Here is an 18,334-nt window from a genome sequence, read left to right as displayed (position 1 = left end):
TCCTCAACCCCCCTGTCGCACCGGTGTGGTGACACTGTGCTGTGCCTGTGAGTACGGGGCCGGCCCGGCCTCGCGGCCGGCGGAGGAGGGCGGGCAGGCCGGCGACCGGGGCGGGGAAGGGGGCTCCGGACGGTCCTGGGACCGGGGGAGCGCGGCTGCCGGCCGTGCCACGGCGGCCGGCCGGTGGGCGGGCAGGTGCACCGTGAAGACGGTCCGGCCGGGCGCGCTGTCCACGGTGACGGTGCCGCCGTGCGCGGCGGCCACGGCCTGCACGATGGCCAGCCCGAGTCCGGTCGAGCCGGTGGCGCGCGTGCGCGCCGAGTCACCGCGCGCGAACCGCTCGAAGACGTGCGGCAGCAACTGCGGCGGGATGCCCTGCCCGTCGTCCTCGACGTCCACGCACAGCCACGGCCCGTGCGGCCGCACCCGCGCGGTCACGGTGGTCCCGGGCGGTGTGTGCGTGCGGGCGTTGGCCAGCAGGTTGACCAGGACCTGCTGGAGCCGTGCCGCGTCCGCGTACACCGGGGCCGGTTCGTCGGGCAGGTCGAGGCGCCACTGGTGGTCCCGCCCGGCCGCCCGCGCGTCGCTGACGGTGTCCACGACCAGCGGTACGAGATCGGTCTGCTCGAACTGCAGCGGCCGGCCCGCGTCCAGCCGGGCGAGCAGCAGCAGGTCCTCCACCAGCAGCGTCATCCGGCCGGCCTCGGACTCGATGCGGTCCAGGGCGTGCCGGGTGTCCGGTCCGATCCGCTCGCGGCCCCGGCGGGTGAGTTCGGCGTACCCGCGGATCGAGGCGAGCGGAGTGCGCAGTTCGTGACTGGCGTCCGCGACGAACTGCCGTACCCGCGTCTCGCTCTGCTGGCGTGCGTGCAGCGCGCCGTGGATGTGGTCGAGCATGCGGTTGAGGGCCAGGCCCACCTGGCCGACCTCGGTGCGCGCGTCGGTCTCCGGTCCCGGCACGCGTTCGCTGAGGTTCACCTCGCCCGCGTGCAGGGGGAGTTCGGAGACCCGGGTGGCGGTGGCGGCGACCCGGCGCAGCGGGCGCAGGGCGACCCCGACGATGGCGGCACCGGCCAGCGAGGCCGCGACGAGACCGGCGACGGTGACACTGATCTCGACGAGGACGAGGGTGCTGACGGTGTTGTCGACCTCGCGCGTCGGTATGGCCACGTAGAAGGTGCCGTTGGGGCCGGTGGCGTAGGCGACGCGGTAGCCGCCGAGGCCGGGGAGGGCGGCGGTGTGCTTGCTCCGGTCCCGGGAGACGGAGGCGAGCGCGTCGCGCTGGGCCGCGGTGAGGGACTTGGCCCGCACCTGCGGGACACCGGCGTCGTCCGTGGTCTTGTCGCCGACCACGCCCTCGGTGAGGGAGCCGTTCGCGATCTTCGCGACGACGGTGCCGCCCGGCTGCGGGCCCTTGACGAAGTCGGAGAGGCTGATGTCCTTGGGGGCCGGCTCGCGGCCCTGCCGGCCGGGGTCCCAGGACGTGCCCGGCCGGCCCGGCGGGTGGAACACGCCGGACGCCCGTGCGGCGACCTCGTCGAGCTGTCCGTCCAGTTGCTCGTACAGATGGGAGCGCAGCGCCAGGGTCGTCACCGTGGCGATCACCGCGCAGACCACGGCGATCAGCACCACGGACGCGACGACGAGCCGCGTCCGCAGGGTGCGCGGTTGCCGTCCGCCCCTGCGCGCACGCGGCCGCCGTCGCCCGCTCACGACACCGCAGGCTTGATCAGGTACCCGGCGCCGCGCCGGGTGTGGATCATCGGCTCGCGGCCCGCGTCGATCTTGCGGCGCAGGTAGGAGATGTACAGCTCGACGACGTTGGCCTGCCCGCCGAAGTCGTACGACCACACGCGGTCCAGGATCTGCGCCTTGCTCAGCACCCGCCGCGGGTTGCGCATGAGGAAGCGCAGCAGCTCGAACTCGGTGGCGGTGAGGTGGATGTCGTCCCCGCCGCGCGAGACCTCGTGGCTGTCCTCGTCGAGGGTGAGGTCACCGACGACGAGGACGGACTCCGAGCGCCGGTCGGTGGCGCCCGAGCGGCGGATCAGTCCGCGCAGCCGCGCGACGACCTCCTCCAGGCTGAACGGCTTGGTCACGTAGTCGTCCCCGCCGGCGGTGAGCCCGGCGATGCGGTCCTCGACGGCGTCCTTGGCGGTCAGGAAGAGGACGGGCACGTCGGGCAGGTCGCGGCGCAGCCGTCCCAGGACGGTGAGCCCGTCCATGTCGGGCAGCATCATGTCGAGGACGACGGCGTCGGGCCGGAAGTCGCGCGCGGTCTGCAGGGCACCGACCCCGTCCCCCGCACTGCGGATCTGCCAGCCCTCGTAGCGCAGGGCCATGGACAGCAGCTCGGTGATCGACAGCTCGTCGTCCACCACAAGCACCCGGACGGGGCTACCGTCCGGCCTCAGCAGTTCGGTGCGCCCCTGGGGCGAAGTCGTGGTCATGACGGCCACCCTGGCGACACCCTCTGAGAACACGCTTTCACGCATCTGTGTTTTCCCTGAGAAACGCACAGGCGCCGCTCAGGAAAGGCCCGGTGGCCACGGCGGTGTCACTCCAGGCCGAAGAGCCGTGCTCCGTTGTCGTGGCAGACGGCCCGCAGCCAGCCGGCACCCAGGCCGAGGCGCTCCAGAGCGTGCAGCTGCTCGACGTAGGGATAGGGGATGTTGGGGAAGTCCGAGCCGAGCAGGACCCGGTCGCCGAGGGCGGCCAGCCGGGGCAGGGCACGGCGGGGGAACGGGGCGAAGCCCTCGCTGAAGCCGGTGAACGCCATGGTCGTGTCCAGCCGCACCTCGGCGTACCGCTCGGCGAGGCCGAGGAAGTCCTCGTACTCCGGCATGCCCAGGTGGGCGACGACCAGCCGCAGCCGGGGGTGCCGGGCGAGCACGCGGCCGACCGGGCCGGGCCCGGTGTACTTGCCGGGCGCGGGCCCCGACCCGCAGTGGATCACCACGGGGACGCCCGCCTCGGCCAGCAGGCCCCAGGCGGGGTCGAGGAGTTCGTCGGCGGGGTCGTACGCCCCGACCTGGACGTGCGCCTTGAAGACCCGCGCGCCCGCCTCGACGGCCTCCCTGACATAGGCGTGCACACCGTCCTCCGGGAAGAGCGTCGAGGTGTGCAGGCAGTCGGGCGTACGGCGGGCGAAGCCGGCCGCCCAGCCGTTCAGCCACTCGGCCATGCCGGGCTTGTGCGGGTAGAGCATGGCGGTGAAGGCCCGCACGCCGAACTCCCGCAGCCGCGCGACGCGGTGGTGCTCCTCCTCGCGGTAGGTGATGGGCCACTCCAGCCCGCCGGTGAGCGGGCCCAGCCCGTCGAAGTAGTCCCAGACCTTGCGCAGCACCCGCTCGGGCATGAAGTGCGTGTGCACGTCGACGAGGCCGGGCAGCCCGTTCCGCTCCAGGAACCGCCGCACTTCGGCCGCCTCCTCGGCCGCCGCCGGGGCGGTGGGGGACGCGGGCCGTGGCTGATCGTTCATGCCGCCCACGATCACCCCGCCGGCGCCTTGCGTCCACCCCCCGGCGCCCGGTTCCGCCGCGGGGCGGGGACGACGGCCCCCCGCGCCGGGTCGCGGCGGGGAGGCCGCCCGGTCACCGCCCGGACTCAGAACAGGCCGTCCTGTACCCCTGCCGTTCCCCTCCCCGGCCCCGGACTCCGCACCGGCACGGTGAGGCGGTCGCCCCCACCGCGCCCGCCGTCCGCGCCGCCCGGGACCGGACGCAGCTCCCAGCCGGTCATCAGCCGCGTGTCGAGGACGACGACCCCGCTCACCGCCGCCAGGTGCAGGTCCGGCCCGGCGGCGGCGACCAGCGCACCGCTCACCACCCCGCCCGCGACCAGCTCGCTCACCTCCGCGACGGCGCCGGGCACCCGCCCGCCGGGCACCCCCTCCCCGGGCGCCTTCCCGCCGAGGGTCCCCCGGTCGAAGGCCCTCCCGTCGAGCCCGAACACGCCGACGTGGTCGACCGGTGCGAACGGCATCCGCTCCAGCGACTCCGGCCAGCCGGGGAGCGCACCGGCCCGCCCGTGCAACTCCCTGATCCCGGCCGCCCGTTCCGCCGCGTCCGACGGCAGCGCGGACCGCACGGCCCGCTTCGCGGCGTAGGGGATCCGGTCCGGGACACCGAGCGCGGCGCGCAGCAGTTCCTCGGTCCGGCGGGCCGCCATGAGCGGTCCGGTGCCCAGCCAGCTGAAGCAGATCGCACCCTGTTCGAGCAGCCGCACCGGTCCGCGCTCGACCGCGGTGATCCCGACCTTGGTCATGCCGGGCCCGAACCACGCCAGGTACACGTGGTACGGCCGGGGGTCGTCCGCGATCGTGTCGGCGGCCACGGAGTGCGCCCGGTCCAGCCGCGCGCACTGCTCGCACCGCGCCCCCGTGCTCCGCCCCGGCACGGCGGCCCGTACCGGGCACGCGTGTCCCCGCGCCCCCACGCAGGTCCGCACTCCCCCTTCCGCGACCTCGAAGGCCACCCGCTTCCCCCACGGCAGAGCGCTCGAACGGCCGCCCTGCCAGGCCAGCACAGGGCCGTCCGCCGACCACCGCAGCCCCGAGCACGTCCACACCCGATCCATCACCCACGAGCGTACGAGCCACCACTGACAACGGCCGGCCGCACCCGGCGCCGCTCCCTCACCGCGGCGGCCGGCCGCCGGTCTCCCGCGCGGGCCCCCGGCGCCCCGGCACCGTCGTGCCGTCCGGCGCGCGGCACGGCGCCCGCCACGATCCGCGTCGCGGCCCGGCACGGCACCGCCGTCCCGGCGAGGCACCACCCCCGGCCAGGCAACGCCGTCCCCGTAATCCCTTGCGAGGCCCCCGGCCAGACACACACCGTGTCCCCGGAATCCCGTGCGCCCCGGCTGGTCACGGACCGCGCGGGAACCGTCCGCGACGCCAACCCGGCGGCGGCCCGCCTCACCGGCCTGCCGGCCGAGGCGCTGACCGGGACACTTCCGGGGCAGCTCCTCCCCCGCGAGGTCTGCGACCTGCTCACCGCCCGCCGGGCCGCACGCCCCGACGGGTTCGTGGACGCCACGGCCGCGCTGGCCCGCGCCGACGGGCGCCGACTGCCGGTCCGCGTCGTCACCTGGCCGGCCGGCCCCCTGAACGGAGACCTCATCTGCTGCCTGCTCCCGCTCCCCCGGCCGCGCCCGCCACCGCGCCGGCACCCCGGCGCTCCCGCCCGGCCGCATGCCCCGGCCCCGGTCAGCCCCGCCGAGGCCCGCATCCTAGAAGGCCTGGCGCGGAAAACCCGGCACACCCGCAGCTCCCTCCTGGTGGCCCTGAAGGTCCACCAGGAGGTGGCGCAGCGCATCCTGCGGCACTCGCAGATCGCCATGACGATGGAGGTCTACGCCGAAGCGAGCGAGGAAGAAGTGCGGGCCGCAATCGGCAAGCCGTCGGACGCGATGGGCGGCACCGGGTGATGCGGTTGCTGTACATCGCTGCTGTACGCCCCTGAAACGCAAGAGGCCCCGGATCTCTCCGGGGCCTCTCATCTGTGTGCACTCGGCAGGATTCGAACCTGCAACCTTCTGATCCGTAGTCAGATGCTCTATCCGTTAAGCTACGAGTGCTTGTTCTGTTTTCTGTCTTCGCTCCCGGCCCTTTCGGCCCGCTCGCGGCGACAGGAAGAACATTACATGACTGCCGCCGCCATGTGAAATCCATTCCCCTCACCCGCTGTGACCTGGGCAAACGCCATCCGGGGAGGGCGGAGGCCACAGCGAGCGACCGCGGGAACGACGAAGCCCCGGTCCATCGGACCGGGGCTTCGGTGCTCCTGCGCGGAGGCGGAGGGATTTGAACCCTCGATGGGCTTTAAGGCCCAAACCGCATTAGCAGTGCGGCGCCATAGACCGGACTAGGCGACGCCTCCAGCACAACCGCTCACGCGAGCGCGCGATCGGTGCGTGCAGATGATGACACAGACGAGCGTGGTGTCACCAATCGCCCCCCACGGTACTAGGCAGTCGGGGCCGAGGGCAAAGTCCTTATCGGGGTGCCGCCACGGCCGGGGGGTGCGCGAGGCGGCCGGGGCGCAACGTCCCGGCGGGCGGCGCGTTAGTCCGGGCATGGTGCAGGTCAGCTCTTCTTCCCCGGGGCGCTCCCGACAGCGCTCACCGCGACGCTTCCTCCTCGGCGGCTCCGCCTCCGTCGTCACCGTCACGGCCGCTCTCGCCTTCGCGGCCCTGTCCGCCGTGCCCGCCGCCGCCTCGGCCGGCGCGCCCCCGCCCGTCCGCGACGAGGACCGGGCCGGCGATCACCTCACCGTCACCGTGCGGCACGCGGGTGACGGCAGGGACGGGACGTACGAGCTGTACTGCCACCCCGGCGGCGGCAGCCACCCGCACGTGCGGAGCGCCTGCCGGGCGCTGGACCGGAACACGCGCTGGGGCCGGGACACCTTCGCTCCCGTGCCGGACGGCAGCACGTGCACCCTGCAGTACGGCGGTCCGGCCACCGCCCGCGTCACCGGGATCTGGGCGGGACGCCCGGTCGACACGACGTACGACCGCCGCGACGGCTGCGCGATCGAGCGGTGGAACCGGCTCGTACCGGTGCTGCCCGACCTCGGTTCCTGACGTACGGCGGGTACGGCCCCTGAAGTACCGGGGGCCGGGCTGCGGGCGTCCGGCGACGTAGGCTGCGGCCTCGCCGAGCCGTAGTCTCCGGCGTTCGGGGGCCGCGGTCCCCGCCGCCCCGGGGCCTGCTCCCCGGAGATCCGGAGGCCGTGGTGCCCGCAGATCCGGAGGGCGTGGCCCTGCGGCCCCGGAGGTCGTAAAGGGGAGTTCGGGACTCCGTAAAGGTCGTGCGGAGGTCGTGCGAAGCGGAACCGTACGGTCACAGGTTCGACGTCACTTCCCCGTGCGACCTCCCTGGCATCCGGCGTCGCTAGCGCAACCTCAGCGCTTAGACTCGCTCGCGTGACACGCTGCGGGCCGGTTGGCAAGATGGCCCCCGCGGTGGGCAAGGTGCGGTAACAGGGAGGAAGCGTCTCGTGAGCAGCAGGCCATCCCGAGGCGCTGCTCGCCTCGCTGCCATACTCGACGCGCTGCCCGACGCGCTGCTGCTGGTCAACGCCAACGGCACCGTCGTGAACGCCAACACCATCGCGCTGGAGGCCTTCGAGACGCCGGGCACCGCCCTGGTGGGACGCGGGCTGCTCGACCTGCTGCCGCAGTTCGACTCCAAGCTCATCCCCGGTTCCATGCGCCGCCCGGACCACATCGACCCGCGCGCGCGGACCAAGCCGACCCGGATGACCGCGCGGCGCACCGACGGGACCGAGTTCCCGGTCGAGGTCACGAGCGCGAACCTGCAGAACGGCCAGCAGGCCTACGACGGCTCCGGATACACCGGTGACGAACTGCTGATGCTGGTCGTCCGCGACCTGGCCGGCACGGTGGACACCGAGGCCGAACTCGCCCGTTCGCAGCGGCAGACCGAGATGATCCTGCGGGCCGCGTCCGAGGGTGTCGTCGGTACCGACACCGACGGGCGGATCGTGCTCGTCAACCCCGCCGCCGCCCAGATCCTCGGTTACCGCGCCGGTGAACTCGGCGGCCGGGAACTGCACACCCTCGTTCTGCACTCCCGCGCCGACGGCTCGCCGTTCCCGTACGAGGAGTCCCCGCTCGCCGACACGCTGCGCTCCGGGCGCAAGCACCGGGTGCGCGGCCAGGTGGTGTGGTCCAAGGCGGGCGACAAGCTGCCCGTCGACCTGACCACCGCGCCCGTCCGGGACGGCGACCAGCTGGTCGGCGCCGTGATGACCTTCACCGACCGCCGCCCCTACGACGCGCTCGCCGGGGAGATGGACGCCGCCGAGCGGCGGCACGCCGAGGAGCGGGAGCGGCTCGCCGAGGAGCACGCCGCCGCGCTCGAGGCGCTGCGCCGGCGGCACGCGGCCGAGATCGACGAGCTGACCGAGCGGCACGCGGAGGAACTGGCCGCCGGCGAGGACCGGTACGCGGCCCTGGGCGAGCGCGAGAAGGACCGCTACGAGGCGCTCGCCGCCCGCCACGAGCAACTGCTGACCCTGCTCGGCGGCTCCCTGCGCGGCCCTCTCGACGAACTGCGCCGCGAGCTGGCGGCCCTGGCCGCCGACGACGCCGGGCAGCTGTGGCCCGAGGCGAACCAGGTCCTGCACCACCTGTCCGCCGGCTACTCGCGCATCACCACCCTCATCGACAACGTCCTCGGCTACCAGCGCCTGGACATCGGCAGCGAGCAGATCACCCGCACGAAGGTGATGCTCGACGCCGTCGTCGCCGCCGGTGTCGACGGCGCCGTGGACCTCGTCGGCCCCGGCCGGGTGCAGTTCGCCGTGCACGCGCCGCCCATCGAGGCCGAGGTCGACCCGCAGCGCCTCGCCACCGCGCTCGCGCACCTCGTCGCGGACGTCGCGGGCGTGGACGCGACCGGCAACGCGCCCGTCTCGACGACCGGTTACATGGACAACACCGTCGTGGTCGCGGCGGCGCAGCGCGGCGCGGTCGTACGGATCGAGGTGCGCGGGCCGTACGCCGGGGGAGACCCGGTGCACGAGCCGATCGTGCGCGGGATCGTCCGGGCCCACGGAGGTGTGCTGCAGACGCACCAGGTGCCCGGGATGAGCGGCAGCGCGTACGTCCTGGAGGTGCCCATCGGGGGCGGTGCGGGGGCGATGGCCATGGGCCTTCCCGGCACCCTGGAACCGGCCGCCCCGCACACCGCCGCCCTGGGCCCGGCCGGCCCGGCGGCCACCACGGGTGCGCCGGGCACGGCGGACGCAGCGGGAGCGCCGGACACGGGCACGGCGGAGACGGAACCGGCGGCGGACGCGGGCCCGCGGGGCGGGGGCGGCACGGCCGTCGAGGTCGCGCTGCCCGCGCAGGCGACGGCCGGTGGCGGACGGCGCCGTGCCCGGCGGGCCTCCACGGACGCGTTCCTGGACGGTGACGGCGAGGGTGAGCCCTCCGCCGAGCCCGGCACCGGGTCGACGCCGACCGGACGGCGCCGCAGGCGTGCGGTCGAGGAGCCCGCGCCGGAAGCGGTCCTGACCTCGCAGGGTACGGACGACTCCGGTGGCACGGGGCGCCGGCGCGGCCGGCCCGCCGAGGACCCGGACGTGGCCGAGGGCGCCGTGGTGACGGCGGCCGAGCATGCCGCGGGTACGGCGGCGTCGGGGTCGGGCCTGGGCGGCACGGTGCCGCCGCAGGGCGTGCCGGTGCCCGTGCCCGGCGGGCGGCGGGCCCGGCGCGAGACCGGCGAGCCCCACGCCCTGCCTGCGGCGCCCCCGGCGCCGGGCGCCGCGCCGGGCCGGCCGGCCGACGCGGGCGCGGGTGCGGAAGGTCCTGCGGGGCCCGGGACGCCGACTGCTCCTGCCGCTGCCTCCGCTGTTTCGGTCCCGGCCGAGCTCGCGCCCGGGGAAGCCGGTGACGCCGCGGCTCAGCCGACCGGTCGTCGCCGGCGCGCTCTCGCGGCGGCGACCGAGCGAGCCGCCGCTCAGGAAGCGGCGCCCCGTACGGTGTTCGCCCTGCCGCCGGCCGACGCGGACCGGCCCGCCGCCGGACCCGAGGGCCCGCAGGTGCCGCAGCCGCCCCAGCAGGCGCAGGTGCCGCAGCAGGCGCAGGTTCAGGCGCAACTCCCGGTCCAGGGCCCGGCTGTTCCGGTCCAGGGCGGGGCTGTTCCCGTCCAAGGCCCGGCTGCCGCCGCCGGCGCGGTCCCGGGTGCCGGTCCGGGCGCGGTCCCGGGCGTCGGCCCGGCTGCTGTCCCGGGTGCCGGTCCGAGTGCTGTCCCGGGCGTCGGCCCCGACGAGGGCCGGCACGACGCCGTGGGCCATGACCAGGCCGACGACCACACTCCTCCGCAGCCGCATCCCGCGAGCACGCCGACCGGTCGGCGGCGGCGGGCGGTGGGCGAGCCGGCCGAGGCCGCCCCGGCGCCCTCCGCTCCCCCCGCTTCCCCCGCGGACGGCTCCGACGCGGCCCCCGTCGCCCTGCCGCAGCCGCAGCCGTGGCCCGGTGGCGGCACGGACGACACGTCCGGCGCGGGCGTCCCCCTGCCGCCGGCCGGCGCCACGGGTCCCGTACCGACCGGCCACCCCGCCGCACCGCTCCCTGCCCCGGGCGCACCCCTCGCGCCGGGTGCCCCGGCCGCCGCCCCCGGCGTCCCGCACCCGGCGCCCCGGCCCGGCGCCGGTACGCCCCCGCACGGCACGCCGCCGGCACCCGGAACACCGGCCACCGCCACGCCGGCCACCGGAACCCCGTTGCCGCCCGAGCAGCCCGCCGGCCGGCCTCCGATGCCGGGCACCGGGCCCGCCGCCGGGGCCGTGCCGCGCGCGGCCCAGCCGCTGCCCGCCGAGTCCGCCGTGCCGGTCGACCCGCACTCGACGCAGGGCCGGTCGATCAGCGTACGGACGCTGGGGCAGGGCGTGCCCTTCAACCGACAGGCAGCGCAGGTGCAGCAGCCGACGGCCACCCCGCCGCCGCACGCGGCCGGCGGTTCCGGGCGCCGCCGCAAGCTCGGCACACCGCCGGACCCGGCCGCCGCGCGCCCGGAGCAGCAGCCGAAGCAGCAGCGCCCCGACCAGGCTGCGGCCCGGCCGCATCCGTCGGCGCCCGAGCGGCCCGCCCCGCAGCCCTCGCCGAACGGGTCCCCCGTGGCCCCCGCGGCTCCGGCGGCTCCTGCCGTCCCCGCGGCCCCGGCCCCCACGGCCCAGCAGCCCCAGGCGCCCCTCACCGGGCAGCCGCGGCTCGCGCAGGCGTCCGAGGGCGCCGGACGGTCGTACGCCATAGGCGCACCGGACGAGAACGCCGCCGAGGGGCCCGAACCGCTGGACGGGCCGGGCGGTGCCGTCGAGGTCGCGGACACGCCGCGCCCGCAGCCGATGGACGACGAACTGCCGCCGGAGCCGCTGGACAACCCGCGCCGGCTGCTCGTCTGGCCGGCCCCGGACGTCACCACGCAGCAGGCGCTCAGCGACCGCGGCTACCGTCCCGTCATCGTGCACTCGCGCGAAGAGGTCGACGCGCAGATCGCGGCCTTCCCCGCCGCGCTGTTCGTCGACCCGCTGACCGGGCCGATCACGCGCACCGCGCTGCAGTCGCTGCGTCAGGCGGCGGTCGCCGCGGAGGTACCGGTGCTGGTCACGGCCGGACTCGGGCAGGCGACCCGGGAGGCTGCGTACGGTGCCGACCCGGCGATCCTGCTGAAGGCGCTCGCGCCGCGCGACAGCGAGCAGCACCCGCCGCGCGTCCTGCTGATCGAGGAGCACGCGGAGATCGCGCTGGCGCTGACCGCGACGCTGGAACGGCGCGGGATGCAGGTGGCGCGGGCCGCGAGCGACGCGGACGCGGTGGCGCTGGCGGGCCGGTTCCGGCCGAACCTGGTGGTGATGGACCTGATGCAGGTGCACCGCCGCCGGGCCGGGATCCTCGACTGGCTGCGGGCGAACGGGCAGCTCAACCGCACCCCGCTGGTCGTCTACACGGCCGCCGTCGACCAGGCGGACCTGCCGCGGCTGGCGTCCGGCGAGACGGTGCTGTTCCTGGCGGAGCGGTCCACGAGCACCGAGGTGCAGACCCGGATCGTGGACCTGCTGGCCCGGATCGGGACCAACTGAGGCACGGCCGACGCACCCGCCGCCCGCGGAACGCGGCGGGCCCTCTGCCCTGCCGGGCCGGCCGGTGCCGTGGCCGGGAAGGTTCGCCGGGAAGCCCCGCGGCGTCCGGTGACGAGTCACCTCCCCCGCCGTTCGGGCAGTGGGGGAGCACCGCGAGGCGGAGCATGACCCGCGTACCGGACGCACCCGGGTGATGCGACGGCGCGGCTGGGGCCCCTGCTCGAAGAGGTGGAGGGAGCCGTGCCGGGCGCCGCGGGCCGGTGGACCTTCCCCTAGGTCCTGGGCGCCGCCAGGCGCCGGGCCGCCTCGCGGATCGAGGACCGCAGGTGTTCCCCGTCGGAGTCCGCCGCGCCCACCAGGATCCGCCGCATCTGCGGGACGGCCGCGGCCCAGCCGGCCAGCGCGACCAGCAGGAACATCAGGTCCCGGGCCGGCATGGCGTCGGTGATGACGCCCCGCTCCTGGCCGTCCCGGAGCGCGGCGACCTTGCGGGCGTAGTGCGCCTGGCGCGCGGGTTCGTCGGGGAGTTCGTCGGTGCCGTACTCGACGCCCTCCCAGAAGAGCAGGCGCAGCAGTTCGGGATGGGCGGCGTGGTAGTCCAGGAGGCGGTCCATCCAGCCGTCGATGTCGTCCGGATCGATGGGCACGGCCGCGGCGAGGTCGACCATGCACTTGCCGAGGACGTGCGTGAACAGGTCGGACTTGTTGCCGTAGTAGGCGTAGATGAGCTGCTTGTTGGCCTTGGCCTGAGCGGCGATGCGGTCGATGCGGGCGCCCGCGATGCCGTGCCGGGCGAACTCGGCGACCGCCGCGTCGAAGATACGGGCCTTGGTGGCCTCGGGGTCCCTGACTGCCATGGGACCAGCGTACTCCGCTCACCAACCAACTGTTTGGTTGACAGAGAATGGATCCCGGACGCAGACTGTTCAACAGTCCAACCAACCAGTTGGTTGCGAATCCGTCCCGCCTCGGAGGCCCCGCACCATGTCGTCGTCCCCAGCCCCAGCGCCAGCCCCCGCCACCCCGCGGACCGCGCCCCGTGCCGACGCCCCGCACGCCCTGCACGCCCCGCACGCCCCGCACGCCCCGCACGCCCCGCACGCCCCGCACGCCCCGCACGCCCCCGCGAGTGGTACCCCCGAGGCCGCCCCCGCAGCCACCCGCCGCGGCCTCGGCCCCAACGCCTTCCTCGCCCTCATCGCCCTGTGCACCGCGTTCACCGCGGGCAACATCTACCTCGCGGCGCCGCTGCTCCCCCTCATCGCCCGCGACTTCGGTACGGCGCCCTCGGGGGTGGCCTGGATCGCCTCCGTTGCCCAGTTCGGGTACGCGGCCGGGCTGCTCTTCTTCGCTCCGCTCGGCGACCGCGTCAACCGGCGCCCGCTGGTGGCCGCCCTGTCGGTGGCCACGACGGCCGCGCTGCTCGTCGCCGCGGCGGCCCCCGGCACCGGCGCGCTCGCCTCCGCCGTGTTCGTCGCGTCCGCCGCGACCGTCGTCCCGCAGCTCCTCGTCCCGCTGGTCGTGGAACGCGCCCCCGTCGACCGCCGCGCCCGGCACGTCGCCGCCGTCATAGCGGGCCTGTTCACCGGCATCGTCGCCGCACGGGTCATCGGCGCGCTGGCCGGCCAGGCGTTCGGCTGGCGATGGGTGTTCGTCGGCGCGTCGGCGCTGACCCTGGTGCTCGGACTGGCGACCGCCCTCGCCCTGCCGTCGGAGGGCCGCCGCGGTTCAGGACCGCTGCTGTCCGGCATCGCCGCCCTGCCCGGCCTCGTCCGCCGCTCGCCCGACCTGTGGCGCGCGTGCCTGCGGCAGGCCGGCATGTTCGGCGCGTGGAGCGCGCTGTGGACCTCGCTCGCGCTGCTGCTCACCGGCCCGTCCTACGGCCTGTCGATCGCGACCGCCGGACTGTTCGGCCTCTTCGGACTGGCGGCGAGCGCGGTGGCACCGCTCGCGGGCGGCCTCGTGGACCGGTTCGGCGCCGGCAAGGTCGTCCGCAACGCGTACCTCCTGGCCGCCGTGTCCGTGCCGCTGTTCTGGCTGGGCGGACACACCATCGTCGCGCTGTTCGTGGCCGCGGTCGCGATCCACGCGGCCCTGGTCGCTTCCCACGTCGCCAACCAGACCCTGGCGCTGACCACCACCTCCGCCCCGGCGACCGCCAACACGGCCTACGTCGTCTCGGGCTTCGCGGGCGCCGCGCTGGCCTCCTCCGTGGCGGCCCCCGCCTTCGCCCACTGGGGCTGGACCGGGGTCTGCGCGGTGGCCGCGATCTGGCTGGTGATCGGCTGGGTCACCACGGCCGTCCGCCGGTGAGGCACCGCCCCGCCACCGCGGGCCTCCCGGCACCGAGCCCCGCCACGACCCCCCGCCTCGACGCGCCCCCCGCCGTGAGCCTCCCTGCGCCGGCCCCCGCCACGACCGCCCCCGTCCACCGGGGGCTTCCGGCTCTTCTTCAGAGACTGGTCACGTCCAGTTCCCCGGCCGCGTACTGCCGGCGCAGCACCTTCTTGTCGAACTTGCCCACGCTGGTCTTCGGCACCGCGGTGACGACCGTCCAGCGCTCCGGGAGCTGCCACTTGGCGATCCGCCCCTCCCCGGCGAGGAAGGCGCGCAGCGTCTCGAAGTCGGCGGTGGCGCCCTCCTTGAGGACGACCGTGGCCAGCGGACGCTCGCCCCACTTGTCGTCGGGGACGGCGACGACGGCGGCCTCGGCGACGTCCGGGTGGGACATCAGGGCGTTCTCCAGGCCGACCGAGGAGATCCACTCGCCGCCGGACTTGATGACGTCCTTGGCGCGGTCGGTGAGGGTGAGGTAGCCGTCGGGGCTGATGGTGCCGACGTCACCCGTCTTCAGCCAGCCGTCCTCGCTGAACTTGTCGGCGGGGCGCAGCGGTTCGGCGTCCGGGCCGTTGTAGTAGGCACCGGCGATCCACGGGCCGCGCACCTCCAGCTCGCCCGCCGACTCGCCGTCCCAGGGGAGGCGTTCGCCGCCGGGCCCGGTCAGCCGGGCCTCGACACCGGCCGGGAAGCGGCCCTGGGTGAGGCGGTAGGCGAACTCCTCGTCCGGGCCGGCCGCGTACGCCGGGGGACGGGCGATCGTGCCCAGCGGGGACGTCTCCGTCATGCCCCAGGCGTGGCAGACCCGCATGCCGAGCCGGTCGAAGGCCTCCATGAGGGAGGGCGGGCAGGCCGAGCCGCCGATGGTGACCTGGGTGAGGGAGGAAACGTCGCGGGGGCGGGCGGTCAGCTCGCCGAGCAGGCCCTGCCAGATGGTGGGGACGGCGGCGGCGTGCGTCGGCCGCTCGCGCTCGATCATCTCGGCCAGCGGGGCGGGCTGCAGGAAGCGGTCCGGCATCAGCATGTTGACGCCGGTCATGAAGGTGGCGTGCGGCAGGCCCCAGGCGTTGACGTGGAACTGGGGGACCACGACCAGGGAGGTGTCCCGGTCGGTCAGGCCCATGGACTGGGCCATGTTGACCTGCATGGAGTGCAGGTAGATCGAACGGTGGCTGTAGACCACGCCCTTGGGATCGCCCGTGGTGCCGGAGGTGTAGCACAGGGCGGCGGCCCGGCGTTCGTCCAGCTCCGGCCAGTCGTAGGTGTCCGGCTTGCCGCTGATCAGTTCCTCGTAGTCGTGCACCCGCACGCGCGCGCCGTCCAGCGGGGTGCGGTCGCCGGGGCCCGCGACGACGACGTGTTCGACCGTCTTCAGGTGCGGCAGCAGGGGGGCGAGCAGCGGGACGAGGGAGCCGTTGACGATGATCACGCGGTCGGCGGCGTGCTCGATGATCCAGGTCAGCTGCTCGGCGGGCAGCCGCAGGTTGAGCGTGTGCAGGACGGCGCCCATGGCGGGGACGGCGAGGTACGCCTCGACGTGCTCGCAGTTGTTCCACATGAGGGTGGCGACCCGGTCGTCCTCGCGGATGCCGAGGTCGTCCCGCAGGGCGTTCGCCAGCCGTACCGCGCGCGTGCCCGCCTCGGCGAAGCTGCGCCGCTGCGGTTCGCCCTGGCCGGTCCAGGTGGTGATCTGGGACCGTCCGTGCACGAGCGTCCCGTGGACCAGGATGCGGGTGACGGTCAGCGGTACGTCCTGCATGGTGCTCAGCACGGCGTCCTCCCGGGGCGCATGGCCTACGCGGTGGTAGGGGGGTGCGCTGATTCTGCGCACATACCAAGCGGTATGTCACTAGCCCGGGTGATCGATCAGCGGTGGGCCCGCCTGGGGCGGATCGGCCGTGGAGCGCTGCGGCGGGCGGTCAGCGCACGCGCACCAGCTCGGGGTCCTCGCGGAGCTTGCCGAGCGCGCGGGAGACCGCCGACTTCACGGTGCCCACGGACACGCCGAGCACCTCGGCCGTCTGCACCTCGGAGAGGTCCTCGTAATACCTGAGAACGACCATCGCCCGCTGCCGCGCGGGCAGCTTCGTGATCGCCCGCCACATGGCGTCGCGCAGCGCCTGCTGCTCGGCGGGGTCGGCCGTGCCCGGCAGCGGATCGGGTTCGGGCAGCTCGTCGCAGGCGAACTCGTCGACCTTGCGCTTGCGCCACTGCGAGGTGCGGGTGTTCAGCAGCGCACGGCGGACGTAGCCGTCGAGCGCCCGGTGGTCCTCGATCCGCTCCCAGGCGACGAACGTCTTGGTGAGCGCGGTCTGGAGCAGGTCCTCCGCGTCGCTCGGGTTCGCGGTCAGCGACCGGGCGGTGCGCAGCAGCACCGGCTGGCGGGCCCGCACGTACGAGGCGAACGACGGGTACGCCGGGCTCTGGGCGGCCGGTACGGCGGCGGTCGACGCGCTGGTGCAGACGGGTGTGGTCATGTCCTCCACGCTAGGAGCGCTCACCCCGGCGGCGGATCGCCCGCAGGTCCCGAAGCGGTGTCCGACTCAGGTTGTAGGGGTGGGGCTGGCCTCACCTCCTGAAGGTGGACGAGGAGGAGGAGCGGGGTACGGGTTCGCCCCTGGGTGATTGCGGTGTGACGGCGGCGGGGCGGGACCCGGGGGAAGTACCGGGAACGCCTGCGCGGCGGCGCCGAGGCACCGCCGCGCAGTTGTGTGTTGTATCCCCACAAGCACACCCACAGGACCTCTCAGGGCCGGCGGCTCCCCAATGTGCGCGCCGGCCCGCCGGGTCTCACCAGAGGTGGGTGAAGTGGACGGCGACGTTCTCGTTGCCCTGCTGGATGGCCGTGAACGCGGAGCCGTTGACCTGCGCGGTGTTGCTCTGGTTCGAGGCACCCGAGCCGACCGCCTGCTGGCCGGTGGTGGACGAGTTGCCGCTGTTGTTGTGGCCGACTCCGCTGCCGACGATACCGGCGACACCCGCGTTCGATCCGGTGCCCGCGAGGGCGCCGGTGTCCGCCGCCGCGATGCCGGCGAAGAGAGCCGCCGCGAGCGGGACGGCGGTGACGGCGGCGAGAACGCGGGCGGTACGGATGCTTGCCATATTGCTCCTCCAGTAAGAGGTACGCACCGGCTGCCTGCCGGAAGTACGTGAAGCTGCGTGAAGCTACCTGGACTACGGCTTTCACCAGGGAAGTCGGCCGACCACCCCGGCGGTTTCTCACGACGTCGCAAGATCAGAGTTGCCCATGGGCCCGTGGCGAACCACCCCGATAGGCCCGATTCGCACGCAAGCGTGAGGACATGTCGATAAACCCCTTTCACCACCTTTGCCACCGTCAACGCCCCGACCGGCGGCGGTGCGCCCCCTGCCGGATCAAGCGCGCCAAGGGATGAAGCGTTTCGGCAAGCGCCCGGCGGAGACCGGCCGAACCGCGCGCCCCCGGCACACCACACGACCGCCCCCTTCCTTTTCTCGAACCTCAGTACGAATATAGATCCATGGCCACCACCGACCGGCAGGCCACGGCACTGGCCCACGCCCTGTCAGCCGCCGAACGCGGCCTGGCCGTCCTCCCCCTGTCCCGGACGAAGCTCCCGGCCCTGCGCTCCCCGCACCGCGACGACCCGGCCCCGGCCCGTCCGCCCTGCCACGGCGAGTGCGGCCGCTTCGGCCACGGCGTGTACGACGCCTCCGCCGACCCGGCCCGCATCCGTGAACTGTTCGCCGCCGCACCCCGCGCCACCGGCTACGGCATCGCCTGCGGCCTGCCCCCGTACCACCTGATCGGCGTCGACCTCGACACCAAGGCCGGTACGAACGCCCCGGCGGCCCTGCGCGAGCTGGCCGTCCGCCACCGCTTCACCCTGCCCGCCACCGTCGTCGTCCTGACCCCCAGCGGGGGCCGCCACCTGTGGCTGAGCGGGCCGCCGGACGCCGTCGTCCCCAACTCGGCCGGCCGGCTCGCCCCCGGCATCGACATCCGCGGCGCCGGCGGCTACCTGGTCGGCCCCGGCTCCCGCACCGCGCACGGCACCTACGCCACCGCGCCCGGCACCGCCCACCTGGCGCCCGCGCCCTGCCCGCCGCCCCTGCTGCGCCTGCTCCTGCCACCGCCCCGCACGCCCCGCCGTGCCCTCCCGAAGGGCGCCGGACGGCACGGTCACGGCCTCGTCCAGTTCGTCCTCGGCGCACACGAGGGCCAGCGCAACACCCGCCTGTTCTGGGCAGCCTGCCGGGCCTACGAGAACGGCACCGGCCCGGCCCTGCACGGCCCCCTCCTCGACGCGGCCCTGACCACCGGCCTCCCCGAGCACGAGGCCCGCGCCACCCTCACCTCAGCGGCCCGCCTGACGGGCCACCACCCCTGAACACCGCCCACG

The 18,334-nt window shown here is 75.0% G+C and carries 12 protein-coding genes, 2 tRNA genes and 2 pseudogenes; 6 read left to right on the top strand and 10 right to left on the bottom strand.

Going from position 1 to position 18,334, the window contains the following annotated elements:
- Nucleotides 1–3: 3 nt before the first annotated feature.
- The 4 genes from AC6I72_RS16385 to AC6I72_RS16370 all read right to left on the bottom strand — a co-directional run bounded on the left by AC6I72_RS16385 (nucleotide 4) and on the right by AC6I72_RS16370 (nucleotide 4,578).
- Nucleotides 4–1,713 (bottom strand): sensor histidine kinase, encoded by a 1,710-nt coding sequence (locus AC6I72_RS16385; RefSeq protein WP_498001582.1) that lies wholly within the window; start codon nucleotides 1,711–1,713, stop codon nucleotides 4–6.
- Nucleotides 1,710–2,450, bottom strand: a complete 741-nt coding sequence (locus tag AC6I72_RS16380) for a response regulator transcription factor (protein WP_037856424.1) — start codon at nucleotides 2,448–2,450, stop codon at nucleotides 1,710–1,712. Before AC6I72_RS16380 ends, AC6I72_RS16385 begins: the two co-directional genes overlap by 4 nt.
- A 107-nt stretch (nucleotides 2,451–2,557) precedes the next feature.
- Nucleotides 2,558–3,481 (bottom strand): amidohydrolase family protein, encoded by a 924-nt coding sequence (locus AC6I72_RS16375; RefSeq protein WP_498001581.1) that lies wholly within the window; start codon nucleotides 3,479–3,481, stop codon nucleotides 2,558–2,560.
- 125 nt (nucleotides 3,482–3,606) lie between these two features.
- Nucleotides 3,607–4,578: a DUF2797 domain-containing protein gene (locus tag AC6I72_RS16370; RefSeq protein ID WP_498001580.1), complete on the bottom strand. Its 972-nt coding sequence runs from the start codon at nucleotides 4,576–4,578 to the stop codon at nucleotides 3,607–3,609.
- Nucleotides 4,579–4,836: 258 nt separating this feature from the next.
- On the opposite strand from AC6I72_RS16370, the pseudogene AC6I72_RS16365 reads away from it, so the two are divergent.
- A pseudogene (locus AC6I72_RS16365) lies at nucleotides 4,837–5,076 on the top strand (PAS domain-containing protein); the annotation flags it as partial.
- A 171-nt stretch (nucleotides 5,077–5,247) separates the two neighbouring features.
- Nucleotides 5,248–5,430 (top strand): annotated as a pseudogene (locus AC6I72_RS16360) (site-specific integrase); the annotation flags it as partial.
- A gap of 77 nt (nucleotides 5,431–5,507) precedes the next feature.
- Here AC6I72_RS16360 and AC6I72_RS16355 read toward each other — a convergent pair.
- A tRNA-Arg gene (locus AC6I72_RS16355) sits at nucleotides 5,508–5,580 on the bottom strand.
- 211 nt (nucleotides 5,581–5,791) lie between these two features.
- Nucleotides 5,792–5,882, bottom strand: a tRNA-Ser gene (locus AC6I72_RS16350).
- Nucleotides 5,883–6,078: 196 nt separating this feature from the next.
- Here AC6I72_RS16350 and AC6I72_RS16345 point away from each other — a divergent pair.
- On the top strand, nucleotides 6,079–6,588 hold the full coding sequence (locus AC6I72_RS16345) for an SSI family serine proteinase inhibitor (protein WP_498001578.1): 510 nt from the start codon (nucleotides 6,079–6,081) through the stop codon (nucleotides 6,586–6,588).
- Between the two features lie 416 nt (nucleotides 6,589–7,004).
- Nucleotides 7,005–11,615: a hybrid sensor histidine kinase/response regulator gene (locus tag AC6I72_RS16340; protein WP_498001577.1), complete on the top strand. Its 4,611-nt coding sequence runs from the start codon at nucleotides 7,005–7,007 to the stop codon at nucleotides 11,613–11,615.
- A gap of 272 nt (nucleotides 11,616–11,887) precedes the next feature.
- Here AC6I72_RS16340 and AC6I72_RS16335 read toward each other — a convergent pair whose 3' ends face one another.
- Nucleotides 11,888–12,472, bottom strand: a complete 585-nt coding sequence (locus tag AC6I72_RS16335; protein WP_498001576.1) for a TetR/AcrR family transcriptional regulator — start codon at nucleotides 12,470–12,472, stop codon at nucleotides 11,888–11,890.
- A gap of 127 nt (nucleotides 12,473–12,599) precedes the next feature.
- Here AC6I72_RS16335 and AC6I72_RS16330 point away from each other — a divergent pair, with 127 nt between their 5' ends.
- On the top strand, nucleotides 12,600–13,928 hold the full coding sequence (locus tag AC6I72_RS16330) for an MFS transporter (RefSeq protein WP_498001574.1): 1,329 nt from the start codon (nucleotides 12,600–12,602) through the stop codon (nucleotides 13,926–13,928).
- Nucleotides 13,929–14,067: 139 nt separating this feature from the next.
- Here AC6I72_RS16330 and AC6I72_RS16325 read toward each other — a convergent pair whose 3' ends face one another.
- The 3 genes from AC6I72_RS16325 to AC6I72_RS16315 form a co-directional block, all read right to left on the bottom strand.
- Nucleotides 14,068–15,723, bottom strand: a complete 1,656-nt coding sequence (locus AC6I72_RS16325; RefSeq protein ID WP_498001573.1) for a long-chain fatty acid--CoA ligase — start codon at nucleotides 15,721–15,723, stop codon at nucleotides 14,068–14,070.
- Between the two features lie 148 nt (nucleotides 15,724–15,871).
- Nucleotides 15,872–16,429 (bottom strand): SigE family RNA polymerase sigma factor, encoded by a 558-nt coding sequence (locus AC6I72_RS16320; protein WP_498001571.1) that lies wholly within the window; start codon nucleotides 16,427–16,429, stop codon nucleotides 15,872–15,874.
- A gap of 313 nt (nucleotides 16,430–16,742) precedes the next feature.
- A complete protein-coding gene (locus AC6I72_RS16315; protein WP_037856369.1) occupies nucleotides 16,743–17,054 on the bottom strand; it encodes a hypothetical protein in 312 nt (103 codons plus the stop codon).
- 398 nt (nucleotides 17,055–17,452) lie between these two features.
- Between AC6I72_RS16315 and AC6I72_RS16310 the strand changes: the two genes are divergently transcribed.
- Nucleotides 17,453–18,322 carry a bifunctional DNA primase/polymerase gene (locus tag AC6I72_RS16310; protein WP_498001570.1) on the top strand — a complete coding sequence of 290 codons (870 nt, stop codon included), beginning with the start codon at nucleotides 17,453–17,455 and terminating at the stop codon, nucleotides 18,320–18,322.
- The last annotated feature ends 12 nt before the right edge of the window (nucleotides 18,323–18,334 follow it).

Source organism: Streptomyces sp. Xyl84, assembly GCF_059731885.1.
This window is presented reverse-complemented; position numbering and strand designations above follow the sequence as displayed.